Origin of the sequence: Flavobacterium laiguense, assembly GCF_003097655.1 — a bacterium.
Lineage (GTDB): Bacteria > Bacteroidota > Bacteroidia > Flavobacteriales > Flavobacteriaceae > Flavobacterium > Flavobacterium laiguense.
In genome coordinates, this window is record NZ_QCZH01000021.1 from 30,139 (window position 1) to 46,411 (window position 16,273).

Genomic DNA, 16,273 nt, shown 5'->3' on the forward strand with positions numbered 1-16,273 from the left:
AGTGAGTTTTTTTTTAGGAATTTAGAACAAGTACAAAAAAAAGATGTCCTCAAAAAGGACATCTTTTGCAAATAATAATGATAATATTAAAGGCCCCCCTTTGTATTTTAATCTCCTAAACCTAACCTACTAAATTAGAAATTTACAAACCTTTAATAATTATCTTTGAATAGATAGGGCAAATATATAGAAACATATCCTTGAAAAGCAAATTTAATCGTTAAAATACATATTATTTTTATAATTGTAAGACTTGACTATTTGTTTTAAAACTTTATTTTGTATGATATGCAGAATATAAATACTCAATTGAACGTAACAAAAAAGGCTCAACCGCTAAGTTGAACCTTTTGAATTTGTTTAATCAAAACCTATTTTTTATAATACTTTCTGTATTTTGGATAAGTAATGGCTCCAATTAAAGATATTGTCCCCAATGAATACCAAATCCAACTCAAAGAATGCGCTTCGCCACTAGCGTAAGAATGTAATCCCACTAAGTGAAAGTTTACCCCATAATAGGTAAACAAAATAGAGATAAAGGCGAACATACTCATTAGGTTAAAGATCCACTTTCCTCTTAATGAAGGTACAAATCGAGCATGAATCACAAATGCATACACCATAATACTGATTAAAGCCCAAGTTTCTTTTGGATCCCAACCCCAGTAACGTCCCCAACTTTCATTAGCCCATTGACCACCAAGGAAGTTTCCAATAGTCAACATTATCAAACCAACTGTTAATGCCATTTCGTTGATATAGGTGATTTCTTTTATATTCAAATCCATCTTGGTTTTGTTCTTTTCATTGGTGAAAAAGATTAAAACAAGAGAGACAAAACCTAAAATCATTCCCAATGCAAATGGTCCGTAACTCGCCACAATAACCGCAACGTGAATCATTAACCAATAGGAATTAAGAACGGGTTGCAAATTGGCTATTTCTGGATCAACCCAGTTGGCATAGGCAGCCGCTAAAATCATTGCTGTCACAAATGCCGCCGAAGCTACCGTCAATTTTGATTTTATGTCAAATGCCAATCCAAAGAACATCGTCGCCCAAGCCACATACACAATGGCTTCATAAGCATTACTCCAAGGGGCATGCCCCGAAATATACCAGCGCGCTCCTAATGTAATGGTGTGCAATACAAAAAGAACTGCTATAATTACATGCATAGAATTGACTAAAATGTTTAAAATTTTAGACTCTTTAAATATTTTAAGAATAGTAAACAATAACATCAAAATCGCTGCAAATAAATACGCAAAAGGCAACTTTTGAAGCAAGTCATATTTGTTATATGTAATTTCTAAATTAATTTTCTCTTCACTTGGTCTCACTTTACTACCAAATTTTTTCTGGAAACCGTTAATGCTTTCCAATAAATCATCAGACGTTTTGTAATTCTTAGACTCAATGGCATGTCCTAAAGTCCCAAAATAAAGAGGCAAAATACTTTTGGTATACGTAGAATCCATTCCTTTCATACCAGCCTTTTCTAATTCTAGATACGAAATCCATTTATTGCCGGGATCATTCGGTATTGGAAAAATCCTTAAAATACTACCACTCAAGGCAGATTCCATCAGATTAACTTTCTTATCCGTTTCTATAAAATCTTTCTCAAATTGATTTGGATTTCCAGCTTTGTAGGCAGCATCCAGATAGGGTGATAATTTGTAATTTCCTTTTTCGTCAAAGAAAGCGATAAAAGGCGCATATTTTTGTTTGGAATCAATTCCTATAATTTTACGAATACTATCGTTTTCTGGCTTAATATAAATTATCGGAATTTCGATCCACAATTGAGCACTTTGGGTCATTGACAAAAACACTTGATCCGAGTTCATCCCTTTGTACGAATTAGAATGACTTACTTTTCGCAACAATTCAGAAGAGAATGTATTGATCGGTTTCATTCTACCTCCCGCATCTTGGATGACCAATCTACCAAATTTTGCAGCATGATCTTTATTAACTGTAAAAGCAGTCAATAGAGAATCCAATTGTCTTTGTGTAGGCTTAACCCTTACATGGCTTTCATTATGTGAAGCTTCGGTTTCATCGGCAGAGTGATTATGACCTTCATGCTCTTGTGCAAAACCTGTTAAACTAAATAACAAAACAAGAATTGGTAACAGCTTTGCTTTTTTAGTTTTCACTACTTCTAGTTTTCGTTTCACATCGGCAAATCGGGAATGCTTGGTAAACATTATCGCCATCATGGCAAAAAACAACATGAAATACCCAATATAAGTGATGGTAGTTCCCCAATAATCGTGATTTACAGATAAAACTGTTCCTTTTTCATCCGGATCAAATGAAGATTGAAAAAAACGGTAGCCTTCATGATCCAGAACATTATTCATATAAATTCTGGCATCAAATGGTTTTACAGAGTCTTGAACGGTCACTTGGCTCTCGAAAGAAGAATAACTTTTCTCGGTTCCCGGATATTTTTGAGCAATAAAATCGTTTAGTTTTATTTTGAAAGGCAAAACATAAGCTTTACTTCCGTAAAAGAAAGTATAGTCTAATCCACCTATTTTAAAGGTTTTAGAATCTCCCGTTTTTCCTTTAGATCCCAATAAGGTAACTTTTTCTTCTTTGCCATTGGCAATCACTTTAACTATTAAAGCGTCCTCATGACTTTTTTCTTTAAAATCATTTTTAGTCTGATAATCAATAACTCCAGTCAAGGCAGGCTCTGGAAAAACAAATCGAATATCTCCAATACTGTATAAAGAACGCATCATCAAAGGTTGCACAATGTCTTTTACCACTTTCCCTTGCATTTTATCCGCCATTCGCATAAAATCTCCCTCAAAAGGCATTTGAATAGTATAACTGCTTCCCGTTGTATTAATATTGATAGCACCTTCGGTAAATTTATTTAAGGCAAAAAGTACATTATGAATATTTTGAACTTCCCCTGATTTTAAGAAATGCTCTTCACGGCCACCATCACCGGCTTCAACCAGTTTAAAATACAAACTTCCTTTAGGATCCGGTTTAATGTATTCTTTGGCTCCCATAATGAAATTTTCGTATTTTACTTCAAACTTCGTGTCCGCAAAATCACCTTTCATGGTAAAATCATTATCGGTAACTGGTGATAATAAAACGGATTTTTCAAAAACCCTACGTTTCATTTCACCTTTATATTCTCCATCAACAAAAAGAGTCAGGAATGTTTTATCAGAATAAAATTGATTTTCCGCAGCTCCTTCACGAATAGGCATCATCCCTTCAAAACTGATATAACGAGTGATGAAAGCTCCACCAATAATAAATACAAAAGCCAAATGCAGCAATAAAGTCGCCCATTTTTCTTTTTTAAGCAATTGATAACGCTTGATATTCCCAATAAAATTAATCATAAAGAATCCCATAATAGCTTCAAACCACCAGGTATTATACACTAAAATTCGAGCAGTATCGGTATTGTATTTGCTTTCTATAAAAGTTCCAGCACCCATTGCTATTGCAAAAGTCAAAAACAACAAAGCCATTAATCGGGTTGAAAACAGGACAGAGAATAATTTTTTATCCATTTGAAAGGAGTTTCGTTTTATTTAAGTGTCGCAAAAGTACTCAAAATTGTCCACTTGTATAAGAGGGCAATTGTTAATTTAATCCAAAAATAAGCATCCTTAATTTTAGACAAAAAAAATAAATCATATGCATCTTTGTTACAATTGTTCAAAAAAAATACGTTCAGACTCTTCGTTTTTTTTTGTTAATTTTGCAAAATGATTAAAATAACAATTATCGGTTCGGGAAATGTGGCACAACACTTGATTGATGCTTTCGCAAAAAGCGGAGCGGTAGAGATCATTCAGGTTTTTTCAAGAACCCAAAAGGAAATTTCCCCTCTCCTTGATTCCGGCAAAATAACAAATGATTGGAATGCTTTGGCGGAAGCCGATTTGTACATTATAGCCGTTTCAGACGATGCTATTGCAAGCGTTTCTGCTCAATTGCCTTTCGAAAATCGATTGGTTGTACATACTTCGGGCAGTGCGACATTGACATCACTAGATGACAAGAACAGGAAAGGTGTTTTTTATCCTTTGCAAACTTTTACCAAAGGAAAAGCAGTAGATTTTAAAACCATACCTTTTTGCTTGGAAACTCAACTGGAGAGTGATTATGCGCTATTAGAAAAATTGGCTCAATCTATTTCTGATATTGTTTACAAAATCGATTCTCATCAACGAAAAGCATTGCACATAGCAGCGGTTTTTGTCAACAATTTTACCAACTATTTATACCAATTAGGAAATGAAATTTGTCAAGAAAACCACGTTCCATTCGATATTTTAAAACCTTTGATTCTGGAAACTGCCGAGAAACTCTTGACCCTTTCTCCCGAAGATGCACAAACTGGCCCTGCAAAACGCAATGACGTTTCTACTATTGCAGCGCATGAATCTTTTTTATCGAATGAAAATCAATCTACCATTTATAAAATACTAACACAATCTATACAAAATCATGGCAAAAAGCTATAAAGAAATAATGAATGATATTACTACGTTTGTTTTTGACGTAGACGGCGTACTTACAGATAGTTCTGTTTTTGTAACCAATGAAGGAGACATTCTAAGAACGATGAACATTCGCGATGGTTATGCCATGAAAGCAGCTGTTGAAAGCGGATATAACGTATGCATCATTTCAGGCGGAAGCAACGAAGGAGTTCGAGTGAGACTCCGCAATTTAGGGATAACCGATATTCATTTGGGGACTCCAGACAAGGTAGAAACATTTAAAGAATACACTGATGTTTACAGCATCAACCCAGAACAAGTTTTGTATATGGGCGACGATATTCCGGATTATCATGTCATGAAATTAGTGGGATTACCTGCGTGCCCACAAGATGCAAGTCCAGAGATAAAAGCGATTTCAAAATATATTTCCCACATAAAAGGTGGCAAAGGCGCTGCCCGCGATGTGATTGAACAAGTGATGAAAGTACAAGGAAAATGGATGACTTATTTTGACGGGAAACACGATTGATTAGTGATCAGTGGTCAGTTTTTTAGTAATCAGTTGCAATGATTGATAAAAAGTAATTTAGTTCTTTTTTTTATGAACACTGAATACCATATGAACAATAAAAACTGAACACTGAATACTAGATCCTCTAATCTGAACACTAAAAAAATGAACACTGAACACTAAATATGAAGTACCTTAAACTTATACGCTACCAAAACCTATTGATGCTGGCGCTGATGCAATTGCTTTTTCGCTATGGTTTTTTGAAATTGCAAAATATTCCTTTGGCGCTTAGTGATTGGCAATATTGCCTTTTGGTCTTATCTACTGTTTTAATTGCAGCTGGAGGGTATGTGATTAATAATATTTTTGATCAGGCAACAGACAATGATAACAAACCCAATCAAGTTGTTGTAGGCAAAAGTATTTCGGAAACCCAAGCTTATAATATCTATTTAGCATTGACTGTTTGGGGCGTTGGCATTGGATTTTATTTGTCTAATGTGATTGCAAAACCGGGTTTCGCTTCTATCTTTATTATGATAGCCGCAACGCTTTATTTGTACGCAACAAGCCTCAAACAAATGATGCTTATTGGGAATCTAATCGTGGCTTTATTATTATCGTTTAGTGTAATTATCATTGGAGTTTTTGATCTTTTTCCGGTTACAAATCCAGGAAACCAACAAATTATGTCCAATTTATTTTCAATACTTCTTGATTATGCCCTATTTGCTTTTATCATTAACTTTGTCAGAGAAATCGTAAAAGACCTGGAAGATGTCAATGGCGATTACAATCAAGGTATGAATACATTGCCAATAGTACTCGGAATTAACCGAACCTCAAAATTGATTTTGGTTATAAGTTTCATTCCGTTGCTAATGGTTATATTCTATATTAACACTTATTATATGCCAAACAATTTATACATCGCTACACTATATGCGTTGTTATTTGTTGTTGCTCCCCTACTCTATTTTATCATAAAAATGGCTACCGCAAAAAAGACCAAAAATTTTCATCACTTAAGTATAATTTTAAAACTAGTGATTTTATTTGGTTTATTTTCTATTGCGATTGTCACTTACAACATTCAACATCATGCTTAAAGAAAAACTACAGGATTACAAACTGATATTGGCTTCGGGTTCTCCGAGGAGACAACAATTTTTCAAGGATTTAGACTTGGATTTTGAAATTAGGTTAAAAGAAATCGAAGAAATTTTTCCTTCCGAATTGAAAGCGGAGGAAATCACCAACTTTTTGGCACAATTGAAAGCCAATGCCTTTGAAGGCGAGTTGCAACCCAACGAAATTCTGATAACAAGTGACACTATCGTTTGGCACAACAACAAGCCTTTGGGTAAACCAAAAGATCATCAAGACGCTTTTGAAATTTTAAAATCATTATCAAATGCGACTCACGAAGTCATCACTTCGGTATGTTTTAAAACTAATACGTCGTCTGATTTGATTTTTGAAACAACAAAAGTCACCTTTAATAAATTAAGTGATGAAGCTATCCTTTATTATTTAGAAAATTACAAACCCTATGATAAAGCCGGAGCCTACGGCATTCAAGAATGGATCGGTTTTATTGGGGTTTCAAAAATAGAAGGATCCTATGCCAATGTTATGGGAATGCCAACCGATAAAGTGTATGACTATTTGATTAATTTATAAAAAACAGAAAATGGATTTTTTTAATCATTATCTTAAAGAGGAAATCAGTACAGGAATCCTATTAATGCTAGTTATTCTAATGCGGATAATTGTTTCCAAATTAGTCCGAAAATACGCTAAAACAAGCCAAATAATTGAACGGAGAACCAACTTGGTTATCAAGTACATTCACATTCTGATTACTATTTTGGCATTGATTACCTTAATATTAATTTGGGGGGTTCAAGCCAAAGATATTTTCATTACGCTTTCGTCTATTGCTACCGTAATTGGTGTAGCGATGTTTGCCCAATGGTCTATTTTGAGCAATATCTCATCTGGAATTATTTTGTTTTTTTCGTTTCCTTTCAAAATTGGAGATATCATTTTAATTCATGATAAAGATTTCCTTGAAGAAGGCGAAATAGAAGATATAGGAGCTTTTCATGTGACTTTACGATCCAAAGAGGGAGAAGTGATCATCTATCCCAATAATTTATTTTTTCAGAAAGGGATTTCAATCATGAAGAAACCTTCAATCAACGATAATGAGTTTACTGATTAATTCAACACGATTTAACCACAGAACAATTGCTTTAATTTCCAAAACATTCTCTTCCTTAGAGGTTATTAAAGCTATATAACTATCAACAATATCAAATATTTTTTTGCCACGAGCCGATCTGCCAATGCCATTAAGCCAAGCTGTTTCAACTGCCACTTCGAGTAATTTTATACATTAATACAATAGCTTTAATGTATAAAATTGTATCGAGAAGCTTTCAAAACGTAAGGGCGAAGCTATTTTATTTGGCACGATTTTTGAACTTTAATAGAAAACACAGCCAATTTTGTGGAATTCATGGCTGAAAAATAATTATTGTCTCTTTAACGGATAGTTGTCCTATAAAATTAGTATTGACCCTTGAAATATGTGGCAAAAATGAAAACTTGCCAGAATTAAGGATAGTCCTAATAAATTAAACACAGACTAGAGAGCCCCTAAAATCATTCGATTCAAGTTATACAATAATACATTTAATGTTGAGTTATTGTCTATCTAAGTAATCCGAAAAAGACGAATTCCTTCTAATGAACTGCATACAAATAACCCCTAAATACCAAATTTTAAATTACAATGAAAACAATTAAATTATTCATTATCGGACTCCTGTTTTTTACAGCGATTTCAACACAGGCCCAAGTTTCTGTTAATGTAAATATAGGCACACCTAACGTAAATGTTAATATAGGAAGACCTCCTGTTTGGGGCCCTGTAGGGTATAATGATGTGGATTATTACTATTTACCGGATATAGAAGTTTATTATGACATTAGAGCATCTCAGTATATTTATTTTGGAAACGGAAACTGGGTTCGAACCAGACAATTACCCAACCGTTGTAGAAAATATAATTTACACAATGGCTATAAAGTAGTATTAACCGATTATCACGGCAATAGGCCTTACTCCCATTTCAACAGTCACAAAGTAAAATATTACAAAGGCTACAAAGGGAAACCTCAGAAAAACAGAGGTGACTATAGTGAGCATCGTGATTACGACAACCACGATCACGATAATCATGACCATGATCATCACGATAAGCATGAAGGAAAAAAAAACAATGGAAAAGGGAAACATTAACTCTCTAATTTACATTTTATCAGCATTTCTACTATAGCCCACTCCCGATAATTATCAGGATCAATCGTGGGTAAGCCAGTAAGAACAAAAAATAAAATTGATAAAAAATACCGTCACAAATTACACTTATCTCACTAAAAATTAATACCTTAGTATCGATAAACTTAAACTTGAAAAATTATGAACAGTGTAAAAACCTTGAATAAATGGGCCAATGCGCACACTTATTTAACAATAGATTTGATACGAATGGCACTTGGAGTATTTTTGTTTGTAAAAGGAATCACTTTTATAACAAATATCCAATATTTGGAAGATTTGATATCCTCAATTGACAATTATGAAAAAGGAATGTACGGATGGTTTATTATCCATTATGTAGCTTCGGCACATTTTTTGGGAGGTATCATGATTTTCTTTGGTCTGCTTACCCGATGGGCCATAATAGCACAACTACCCATTTTATTAGGCGCAATTGTCATTAATTTTATGGGAGAGATGCATTCCGAAAATTTACTTCAAGCAATAATAGTTTTCGGATTTTGTGCGTTTTTTACATTTTATGGAAGTGGAAAGAACTCCGCGGATTATTTTTTTAAAATGGAAAAATAATTTAAAAAAAGAGAGAGAGGAATAATAATCCTCTCTCTCTTTTTAATCAAAACTTAAACTATTACTTTTCTTCAACTAGTTCTTTACTTTCAGCTCTCATTATCTTTCCGGTAGCCGTTTCTTTAAACTTTGGAATGAAAACAATTTCTTTTGGTTTTTCATATTTATCTAATCTATTGAAAACCGATTCGTCTAATTTCATCGGCTCTCCTTCTATATAAAGAACCACTTTTTCCCCAAGAGTATCATCTGGTTCACCATTTACGAAATAACGTCTTGAAATTAATGTAGATAACTTATCCTCAATTTGCTCTGGCATTAATTTTATACCGCCACTATTAATAACATTATCATATCTACCCAACCAAACAAATTGCGTGTCCGAAATTAAATTTACAATGTCATTTGTCTCAATTTTTTCGTTGCTTATATTTTTAGCAAGAACCACCAAGCATTGATTTTCATTTACAGAAACAGTAACATTGGGCAATGTAGAAAAAGCTTCTTCTCCTATTTTCTTAGCTGCAATATGAGTGATTGTTTCCGTCATGCCATACGTTTCATAAATTTGAATGGGCAACTTAACCAATTCTTGTTCCAAAGGTTTATGAACTTTCACTCCTCCAATAATTACTTTTTTGATATTCGTTAACTTTTTAATAGAATTCTTTGCTTGAAGCGGCACCATCGCTGCAAAATCATATCGTTCATCATTATGTTCTAAAGGATTGGAACTTGGAGCAGCAAAGTCCATGTCTAGTCCTAAAATAAAAGATCGAACAAACATCATTTTACCCGCAACAAAATTGGTTGGTAAACAATGTAAAACTCTATTCCCCGGTTGAAGTCCAAAAAAATCTCCTGTAGCAATAGCTGATTGCACCATTGCCTCTTTCTCTATTCTTATCTTTTTGGGCATTCCTGTGGTTCCCGAAGTATACATATCAATATAATTCTTATCATCAAACCAATCCAATAAGAACTCGCCAACAGCTTGCTCGTAATCTTCCCCTTCTTTTATAAAACTATAGGCTACTCTGCATAGATCTTCTTTAGTTAAATGATATCCATTTAATTTAAAAAAATTATGGACATTTTTATAAGTTACTGTATTAATCATATTGGTTATTTTTTTTAGATTCTATTGTAGAATTAAATTTTAAACAATCTTCCCAGTTAGTTTTTCTTTCCAATTAGTCCAACCGTATTTCTTATCAAATATAACCAAAAGCAAAGGATAAACCACCACTATCGGTATAATAATATCAACTCCAACAGTGGTTTCTGATACATCTTTAAAAATAGAATTGGTTTGAAAAGCAGACCAATCTGTTGTGACTAATAACGCCCCAATTAAATTATTGGCTGCATGAAAACCCAATGTCAATTCCATTCCCTCATCCATTAATGTAATTATACCCAAAAGCAATCCTGTTCCTATATAATAAACCATAATCACATAACCCAACTTAGCCACTTCTGGATTGCCAATATGCATCAATCCAAAAATACCGGAAGTCATAATTAGAGGAAGCCATCTATTTTTTGATAAGTTAGCGAATCCTTGCATTAAATAGCCTCGAAATACCAATTCCTCTACAGTGGTTTGTACGGGTATTAATAAAGTTCCAATTATCACTAAAAATAAAAATGGAATTAGTTTAAAATTGAGCACGAAATCACTAGGGCTAAAAAACCAAAATAACAAAGTAGAAACAATTGTAAAAACGGACCAGATACCAAAAGAGAACCATACCCTACTCCAGTCTAATTTTGGTCTTGATGTTATTATAGAAAGCAAAGATTGTTGATGCAAAAACCGAACAACAAAATAGATTCCGAACAAAACAAAAACAAAAGAAATAAGCAAAAAAAACAAAGTCAAATTAGGATCAAAAAAATGCATTAGTTCTTGATCACTGGACGGGTATACTTTTCCTTTAAATGTAGTTTCATACAACAGAGCTATCAGCATGGGTAACTGCCCAAAAAAAGAAGCCATTATTATAAATACAGTCCCCATTAAATACTTCGAAAATTTATTCTCTTCTTTTATACCTTGCTCTAAAAACATTTATTATTTTTTATAATTATACTTCGATTGGTGTTTCAAATCTTATTTTTGTTCCGTCTAAAATAGCTCTTTACTTTAACATAAACTAAATCTTACTTACTATAATGATACAAATATACCACAATCAGCGTTGCGGAAAATCTAGAAATTGTTTACTGCTTTTGGACGAATCCAACAAAGAATATGAAATCATCAATTATCTGATCACTCCTCCAACAGCCGCTGAATTGGCGTTATTACTTCAAAAACTAAACCTTACCCCAATAGAATTGGTGCGTCAGAAAGAAAAAATTTGGATAGAGAATTTCAAAGGAAGATCATTGACACCGGATGAAATCATTCAAGCCATGGTTGAAAATCCTATTCTTATAGAAAGACCTATTGTAGTCAAAGGAGATCAAGCGATTATAGGAAGAGATCCAGAGAAAGTAACTTCGTTTTTATAGACATTAACAAAACTTTAAGAATTCAGCTTTAAACCATTTTCATTTTCTACTATCCAAGTTGGAAAACTTATTTATTTTACATGAAATCGCCATGACAAAATTGGTCACAAACACCAATGAAGATCTGGCGATACCATATTCCAACAAAAACAATATTATCTTCGTATGAAAAATTTTAAACTTACTGTAATTCTCTTATTTTTATTTATTGGTCTCTCCAATTTTGCACAGCAAGGCCCTCCTACAAGAAGCAAAATAAAAGTAACAGGGAAAATAGTTGATAAAGTTAGTAACCAACCTCTTGAATACGCTACTATCACCTTAAAAAACACTAAAAACCCCAAAGGTATAGCCGGCGGAATCACTAACGGAAAAGGAGAATTTGAAGCTGAGGTCATTCCAGGAGTTTATGATATTACCATAGAATTCATTTCGTTTAAATCAATCCAAATCAAACAAAAAAGTATACTAGAAAAAAAATCTTTAGGTGTAATTAGCCTAGAGGAAGATGCTTCACAATTGAACGAAGTGGTTGTTCGTTCCGAAAAAACGACCGTAGAAATTAAACTGGACAAAAAAGTATATAGCGTAGGGAAAGATTTAATGGTAAAAGGGGGAACGGTAAGCGACGTACTCGACAATATCCCATCGGTATCAGTAAGTACAGATGGAGTTATCAGTTTGAGAGGTAATGAAAATATTCGATTTTTAGTAGATGGAAGACCTTCAAATGCCATTAACATCTCCGAAGCTTTACGTCAAATCCCAGCTGATGCCATAGACAAAGTTGAAGTAATCACGAATCCATCTGCCCGTTATGATGCCGAAGGTGGCGCAGGAATATTGAATATTATTCTTAAAAAAGGAAAAAACAGAGGATTAAATGGATCGTTTATTGCCAATGTCGGTCATCCTGAAACCTATGGTGCAAGCGCCAACATCAATTATAAAACCGAAAAACTTAACTTTTTCACCACTAATGGATATAACTACAGAAACAATCCTGGTTACAATAAAACCGAAACCCAATACTTAAACAGTGACGGAACCACAAAAAGTTATGTCAATGACAATAGAGACACACAAAGAACAGGAAAAGGATTCAATAGCAATATTGGGTTAGAATGGACTATTGCTCCCAACACTTTTTGGACCAACACCTTTAATTATAGAACAAATAAAGGAGACAATACGGATGACGTATTTTACGGTTATTTTGATTCAAACATGAGTTATTTGTATTCCAGTACCCGAAAAAATGACGAATCAAATGACAGTAAAAATATAGAATACACCACTAATTTTACTAAAAACTTCAATAATGAAGGGCATAAATTATCTTTTGACGGTTCCTACTCCAAGAATGATGATAACGTGAACTCAATCATTGTTGATGACAATATCAAAAACACCATAAATCCGGCAATAGATAAAACAGGTACTATACAAGACCAAAGTAAAACTCAAATCCAAACGGATTATGTGTTGCCTTTTGAAAAAGGGAATCAATTTGAAGCAGGATACAAAGGTGAATTTAGCAATTTAACCAATGACTATCTTGTAGCAGATGTTGATAGCAACGGAAATACCGTTCCTAATCCGAATTTATCGAACACTTTAGAATACAAAGAATACATCAATGCCCTTTACACCCAATACGGATTCAAAAAAAATAAATTTTCTTATTTATTAGGTTTACGATGGGAAAATTCAAATATTGAAGTCAATCAATTAGTCACATCCGATTTCAATACAAAAAAATACAGCAACTTTTTTCCAAGTGCTTTCGTTACTTATGATTTATCCGAAGAAACAAGTTTTACTTTAAGCTACAGCAAAAGGATTTCGAGACCTAGAGGCCGTTTTATGAATCCATTTGTCAATTACTCCAGTAACATCAATATCTTTAAAGGAAATCCAGATTTAGACCCATCGATGACCAATAAATTTGATTTTGGTTATTTGAAGCGTTGGGAGAAACTGACTCTAAGCACATCCATGTATTATGAAAACACTACCGATGTATTCACATTTGTACGACTGGAAACTGGCGATTTTGTAAATGGAACACCCGTTATTTTAAGTACTCCAATCAATTTGTCCGAAGAACAAAGATTAGGTTTTGAATTGACTTTAAATTATTCACCCTACAAATGGTGGAAATTAAACGGAAGTTTCAATTTGTATAATATACTAACAACTGGTGATTACGTTTACACCAATTATTTAGGTACTGAAGTCCTTCAAAACTTTGACAGTAAAGCTTTTTCAACCTCAGGACGCATTAATTCACGTATTACTTTGCCGTACAAAATAGAATGGCAAGCCAATGCTAATTACAACGGTCCACAAACTACCGCTCAAGGGAAAATATTAAGTGTTGTTGGAGTCAATACCGCTTTTAGCAAAGATATAATGAAAGACAAAGCAACTCTTGCACTCAATGTGAATGATGTTTTTAATTCCAGACTTAGAAAAATGGAAACCCATATTCCAGGTCTAATCAATTCGTATGGTGAAATGCAATTTAGAGCAAGACAAATTATGTTATCCTTTACCTATCGTTTTAACAAGGCAAAAAATGATAAAGAAAAACCTAAAAAACAACAAGGCGAAGGTGAAGGCGATTTTCAAGGATAATAAACATAACCCAAAAATCTGCATTATACTTCGAAAGTCTAATGCGGATTTTTGTCTATAAAAAAAAGGACTCGTAAAACGGGTCCTTTTTTTGTAAAGTAAAATCAGGCTATGCTGATTACTCTTCTCTTTTTGCTTTCTTTTCTTTATAAGCTTCCCAAGTTGCTCCACCTACCCAATAGGATACGAAACCAACTAAGAAAAACATTAACCAAAATCCCATTGTAAGGACGGTTAAGAAAAGTAAAAAGCCTAAATACTGTTGAAATTCAAACATGTTTTCCGGAATTTTTGAATGAAGCCACAAATATAGGCTTATTATCTTTGTACACCAATAAAAATCACAAAAAGTATGATGCTATTTTTTTAGTGATCAACTGAACTAAATTAAAACAAAAAAATGCAGAATACTAATACTACACAAAACAGAAGCGTTATAACAATCCTTTAAACCACCACTCTCTTTTAACAGCATTTTTATTAAATCATCATTTTTTAGCAAAAATTTCACTTTTTACACGATTAATTATTAGTTATATTTGTTCCACAAAATTTACAAATTTATGGAAGAATGTATCTCGGTTTTTGATATGTTAAAAATTGGTGTCGGACCTTCTAGTTCTCATACACTTGGCCCTTGGAGAGCAGCAGAACGTTTCTTAATCGAATTAAGAAATGAATACAACCTTAATGCTATTACAAGAGTAAAAGTTGATTTATACGGTTCTCTTTCTTTAACAGGAAAAGGGCATGCGACTGATTTGGCTGTTATGCTAGGCTTAAGTGGCCAAGACCCAGAATACATTCCAATTAAAGATATTGACGGGATTATCAAATCAATTGAGGCAAAAAATGAAATCAATTTGGGAAATGAAATCAACATCCCTTTTTACTTTCTTCAAGATATTGTTTTCAATAAAAACTTCCTTCCTTTCCATGCCAATGGATTGACTTTTACGGCTTACTTTAATGATGAAACTGAATATGCTTCAACTTTTTACTCTATAGGAGGAGGATTTGTCGTAAAAGAAGAACGGGATAATGCCAAAAAGAAACAGGCCATTAAATGTGCGTTCCCCTTCCCTATTCAAAATGCGGAAGAACTTTTGAATTATACCATTTCTGAAAATAAAACTATTTCTGAAATTGTTTATGAGAATGAGAAATCGATGCGTCCCGAAGCCGAAATTCATCACGAATTAATGCGCATTTGGAATACCATGCTCGAATGTATGTATATCGGTTGTCATTCCGAAGGTATTCTTCCCGGTGGACTCAATGTTCGAAGACGAGCCTTTGATATGCATCAAAACTTAATCGGTTTGGCCAACTATACCAATCCTCAGGAATGGCTAGAAGAAATTCGAAAAACCGAAGTGAAATTTCGTCAAATCCTAAAATGGGTAAGCTGTTTTGCACTGGCCGTAAATGAAGTAAATGCAGCATTGGGTCGAGTAGTTACCGCTCCTACCAACGGAAGTGCCGGAGTTATTCCTGCAGTTTTGATGTATTATTTGGTAATTGAAAACCACCAAGCTGGTGAAAAAGAAATCAAACAATTCTTGATGGTTGCCGGAGAAATAGGCAGTATATTTAAGAAAGGGGCAACCATTTCGGCTGCTATGGGAGGTTGTCAAGCCGAAATTGGGGTATCCTCGGCAATGGCTGCTGCAGCCTTATGCGAATTGATGGGAGGCTCTTCTGCTCAAGTACTTATGGCTGCCGAAATCGCTATGGAACATCATTTAGGATTAACTTGCGACCCTGTTGGTGGTTTGGTTCAAATTCCTTGCATCGAAAGAAATACAATGGGTGCTATAAAAGCAATTAATGCTGCCGAACTCGCCTTGGAAACCGATGCCAAAAACGCAAAAGTTCCTTTGGATAAAGTAATAGATACCATGTGGCAAACCGCCAAAGACATGAACTCCAAATACAAAGAAACCTCTGAAGGAGGACTGGCAATTGCCGTAAATATGGCGGATTGTTAGAAAAGTGTTCAATGAGCAGTTTTTAGTTGTTGAACAATTAAAAACAAACTTAAATCATATCATGTATGTATTTTACATCATAAAAAAGCTGAACATCAAGTTTTCATAAAATCTCCCAATTAATAAAGGAAAGCATCTTTCCTTTATTAATTGGGAGATTTTATTACTTTTACACTCTCAAACA

15 protein-coding genes are annotated in these 16,273 nt (G+C 33.8%); 10 read left to right on the forward strand and 5 right to left on the reverse strand.

Features of this window, described 5'->3' with window-relative positions; genetic code table 11:
* Window positions 1-371: 371 nt before the first annotated feature.
* The gene (ccsA, locus tag DB891_RS14515) at window positions 372-3,560 is read right to left on the reverse strand and encodes a cytochrome c biogenesis protein CcsA (RefSeq protein ID WP_116764304.1); all 3,189 of its coding nucleotides are present in this window, start codon (window positions 3,558-3,560) and stop codon (window positions 372-374) included.
* 198 nt (window positions 3,561-3,758) lie between these two features.
* On the opposite strand from ccsA, the gene DB891_RS14520 reads away from it, so the two are divergent.
* From DB891_RS14520 to DB891_RS14540, 5 genes are all read left to right on the forward strand, one after another.
* Entirely contained in the window at window positions 3,759-4,520 is a 762-nt protein-coding gene (locus DB891_RS14520; protein WP_116764305.1) for a Rossmann-like and DUF2520 domain-containing protein, read from the forward strand.
* The gene (locus DB891_RS14525) at window positions 4,504-5,031 is read left to right on the forward strand and encodes a KdsC family phosphatase (RefSeq protein WP_116764306.1); all 528 of its coding nucleotides are present in this window, start codon (window positions 4,504-4,506) and stop codon (window positions 5,029-5,031) included. The genes DB891_RS14520 and DB891_RS14525 overlap by 17 nt, the downstream gene beginning before the upstream one ends.
* 167 nt (window positions 5,032-5,198) lie before the next feature.
* Window positions 5,199-6,125, forward strand: a complete 927-nt coding sequence (locus DB891_RS14530; RefSeq protein ID WP_116764307.1) for a geranylgeranylglycerol-phosphate geranylgeranyltransferase — start codon at window positions 5,199-5,201, stop codon at window positions 6,123-6,125.
* Window positions 6,118-6,699 (forward strand): Maf-like protein, encoded by a 582-nt coding sequence (locus tag DB891_RS14535; protein ID WP_116764308.1) that lies wholly within the window; start codon window positions 6,118-6,120, stop codon window positions 6,697-6,699. The genes DB891_RS14530 and DB891_RS14535 overlap by 8 nt, the downstream gene beginning before the upstream one ends.
* Before the next feature lie 10 nt (window positions 6,700-6,709).
* On the forward strand, window positions 6,710-7,243 hold the full coding sequence (locus tag DB891_RS14540) for a mechanosensitive ion channel domain-containing protein (protein ID WP_116764309.1): 534 nt from the start codon (window positions 6,710-6,712) through the stop codon (window positions 7,241-7,243).
* On the opposite strand, the gene DB891_RS14545 is transcribed toward DB891_RS14540, so the two are convergent.
* Window positions 7,214-7,399 carry a hypothetical protein gene (locus tag DB891_RS14545; protein ID WP_116764310.1) on the reverse strand — a complete coding sequence of 62 codons (186 nt, stop codon included), beginning with the start codon at window positions 7,397-7,399 and terminating at the stop codon, window positions 7,214-7,216. The genes DB891_RS14540 and DB891_RS14545 overlap by 30 nt on opposite strands.
* A 417-nt stretch (window positions 7,400-7,816) precedes the next feature.
* On the opposite strand from DB891_RS14545, the gene DB891_RS14550 reads away from it, so the two are divergent.
* Window positions 7,817-8,326: a hypothetical protein gene (locus DB891_RS14550; protein ID WP_116764311.1), complete on the forward strand. Its 510-nt coding sequence runs from the start codon at window positions 7,817-7,819 to the stop codon at window positions 8,324-8,326.
* Window positions 8,327-8,506: 180 nt separating this feature from the next.
* Window positions 8,507-8,938, forward strand: a complete 432-nt coding sequence (locus DB891_RS14555; protein WP_116764312.1) for a DoxX family protein — start codon at window positions 8,507-8,509, stop codon at window positions 8,936-8,938.
* A 61-nt stretch (window positions 8,939-8,999) separates the two neighbouring features.
* Here the strand turns inward: DB891_RS14555 and DB891_RS14560 are convergent, their stop codons facing one another.
* Together DB891_RS14560 and DB891_RS14565 are read right to left on the reverse strand one after the other, a co-directional pair.
* A complete protein-coding gene (locus tag DB891_RS14560) occupies window positions 9,000-10,058 on the reverse strand; it encodes an AMP-binding protein (protein WP_116764313.1) in 1,059 nt (352 codons plus the stop codon).
* A gap of 39 nt (window positions 10,059-10,097) precedes the next feature.
* On the reverse strand, window positions 10,098-11,012 hold the full coding sequence (locus DB891_RS14565) for a CPBP family intramembrane glutamic endopeptidase (protein WP_116764314.1): 915 nt from the start codon (window positions 11,010-11,012) through the stop codon (window positions 10,098-10,100).
* Window positions 11,013-11,116: 104 nt separating this feature from the next.
* On the opposite strand from DB891_RS14565, the gene arsC reads away from it, so the two are divergent.
* Both arsC and DB891_RS14575 read left to right on the forward strand, forming a co-directional pair.
* Window positions 11,117-11,458 (forward strand): arsenate reductase (glutaredoxin), encoded by a 342-nt coding sequence (gene arsC, locus DB891_RS14570; protein WP_116764315.1) that lies wholly within the window; start codon window positions 11,117-11,119, stop codon window positions 11,456-11,458.
* Window positions 11,459-11,623: 165 nt separating this feature from the next.
* Entirely contained in the window at window positions 11,624-14,098 is a 2,475-nt protein-coding gene (locus DB891_RS14575; protein ID WP_116764316.1) for a TonB-dependent receptor domain-containing protein, read from the forward strand.
* Window positions 14,099-14,216: 118 nt separating this feature from the next.
* Here the strand turns inward: DB891_RS14575 and DB891_RS14580 are convergent, their stop codons facing one another.
* Window positions 14,217-14,375 (reverse strand): hypothetical protein, encoded by a 159-nt coding sequence (locus DB891_RS14580; protein ID WP_116764317.1) that lies wholly within the window; start codon window positions 14,373-14,375, stop codon window positions 14,217-14,219.
* Window positions 14,376-14,661: 286 nt separating this feature from the next.
* On the opposite strand from DB891_RS14580, the gene DB891_RS14585 reads away from it, so the two are divergent.
* Complete coding sequence (locus DB891_RS14585) at window positions 14,662-16,089, forward strand: L-serine ammonia-lyase (RefSeq protein ID WP_116764318.1); 1,428 nt, start codon at window positions 14,662-14,664, stop codon at window positions 16,087-16,089.
* Window positions 16,090-16,273 lie beyond the last annotated feature (184 nt).

What these genes read in the sequence shown, in the direction of transcription:
- DB891_RS14525 (WP_116764306.1), top strand. Translation starts at nt 4,504, where the DNA reads ATGGCAAAAAGCTATAAAGAAATAATGAATGATATTACTACGTTTGTT.
- DB891_RS14555 (WP_116764312.1), top strand. Translation starts at nt 8,507, where the DNA reads ATGAACAGTGTAAAAACCTTGAATAAATGGGCCAATGCGCACACTTAT.
- DB891_RS14540 (WP_116764309.1), top strand. Translation starts at nt 6,710, where the DNA reads ATGGATTTTTTTAATCATTATCTTAAAGAGGAAATCAGTACAGGAATC.
- DB891_RS14530 (WP_116764307.1), top strand. Translation starts at nt 5,199, where the DNA reads ATGAAGTACCTTAAACTTATACGCTACCAAAACCTATTGATGCTGGCG.
- DB891_RS14535 (WP_116764308.1), top strand. Translation starts at nt 6,118, where the DNA reads ATGCTTAAAGAAAAACTACAGGATTACAAACTGATATTGGCTTCGGGT.
- ccsA (WP_116764304.1), bottom strand. Translation starts at nt 3,560, where the DNA reads ATGGATAAAAAATTATTCTCTGTCCTGTTTTCAACCCGATTAATGGCT.
- DB891_RS14585 (WP_116764318.1), top strand. Translation starts at nt 14,662, where the DNA reads ATGGAAGAATGTATCTCGGTTTTTGATATGTTAAAAATTGGTGTCGGA.
- DB891_RS14580 (WP_116764317.1), bottom strand. Translation starts at nt 14,375, where the DNA reads ATGTTTGAATTTCAACAGTATTTAGGCTTTTTACTTTTCTTAACCGTC.
- DB891_RS14520 (WP_116764305.1), top strand. Translation starts at nt 3,759, where the DNA reads ATGATTAAAATAACAATTATCGGTTCGGGAAATGTGGCACAACACTTG.
- DB891_RS14560 (WP_116764313.1), bottom strand. Translation starts at nt 10,058, where the DNA reads ATGATTAATACAGTAACTTATAAAAATGTCCATAATTTTTTTAAATTA.
- DB891_RS14550 (WP_116764311.1), top strand. Translation starts at nt 7,817, where the DNA reads ATGAAAACAATTAAATTATTCATTATCGGACTCCTGTTTTTTACAGCG.
- DB891_RS14575 (WP_116764316.1), top strand. Translation starts at nt 11,624, where the DNA reads ATGAAAAATTTTAAACTTACTGTAATTCTCTTATTTTTATTTATTGGT.
- DB891_RS14565 (WP_116764314.1), bottom strand. Translation starts at nt 11,012, where the DNA reads ATGTTTTTAGAGCAAGGTATAAAAGAAGAGAATAAATTTTCGAAGTAT.
- arsC (WP_116764315.1), top strand. Translation starts at nt 11,117, where the DNA reads ATGATACAAATATACCACAATCAGCGTTGCGGAAAATCTAGAAATTGT.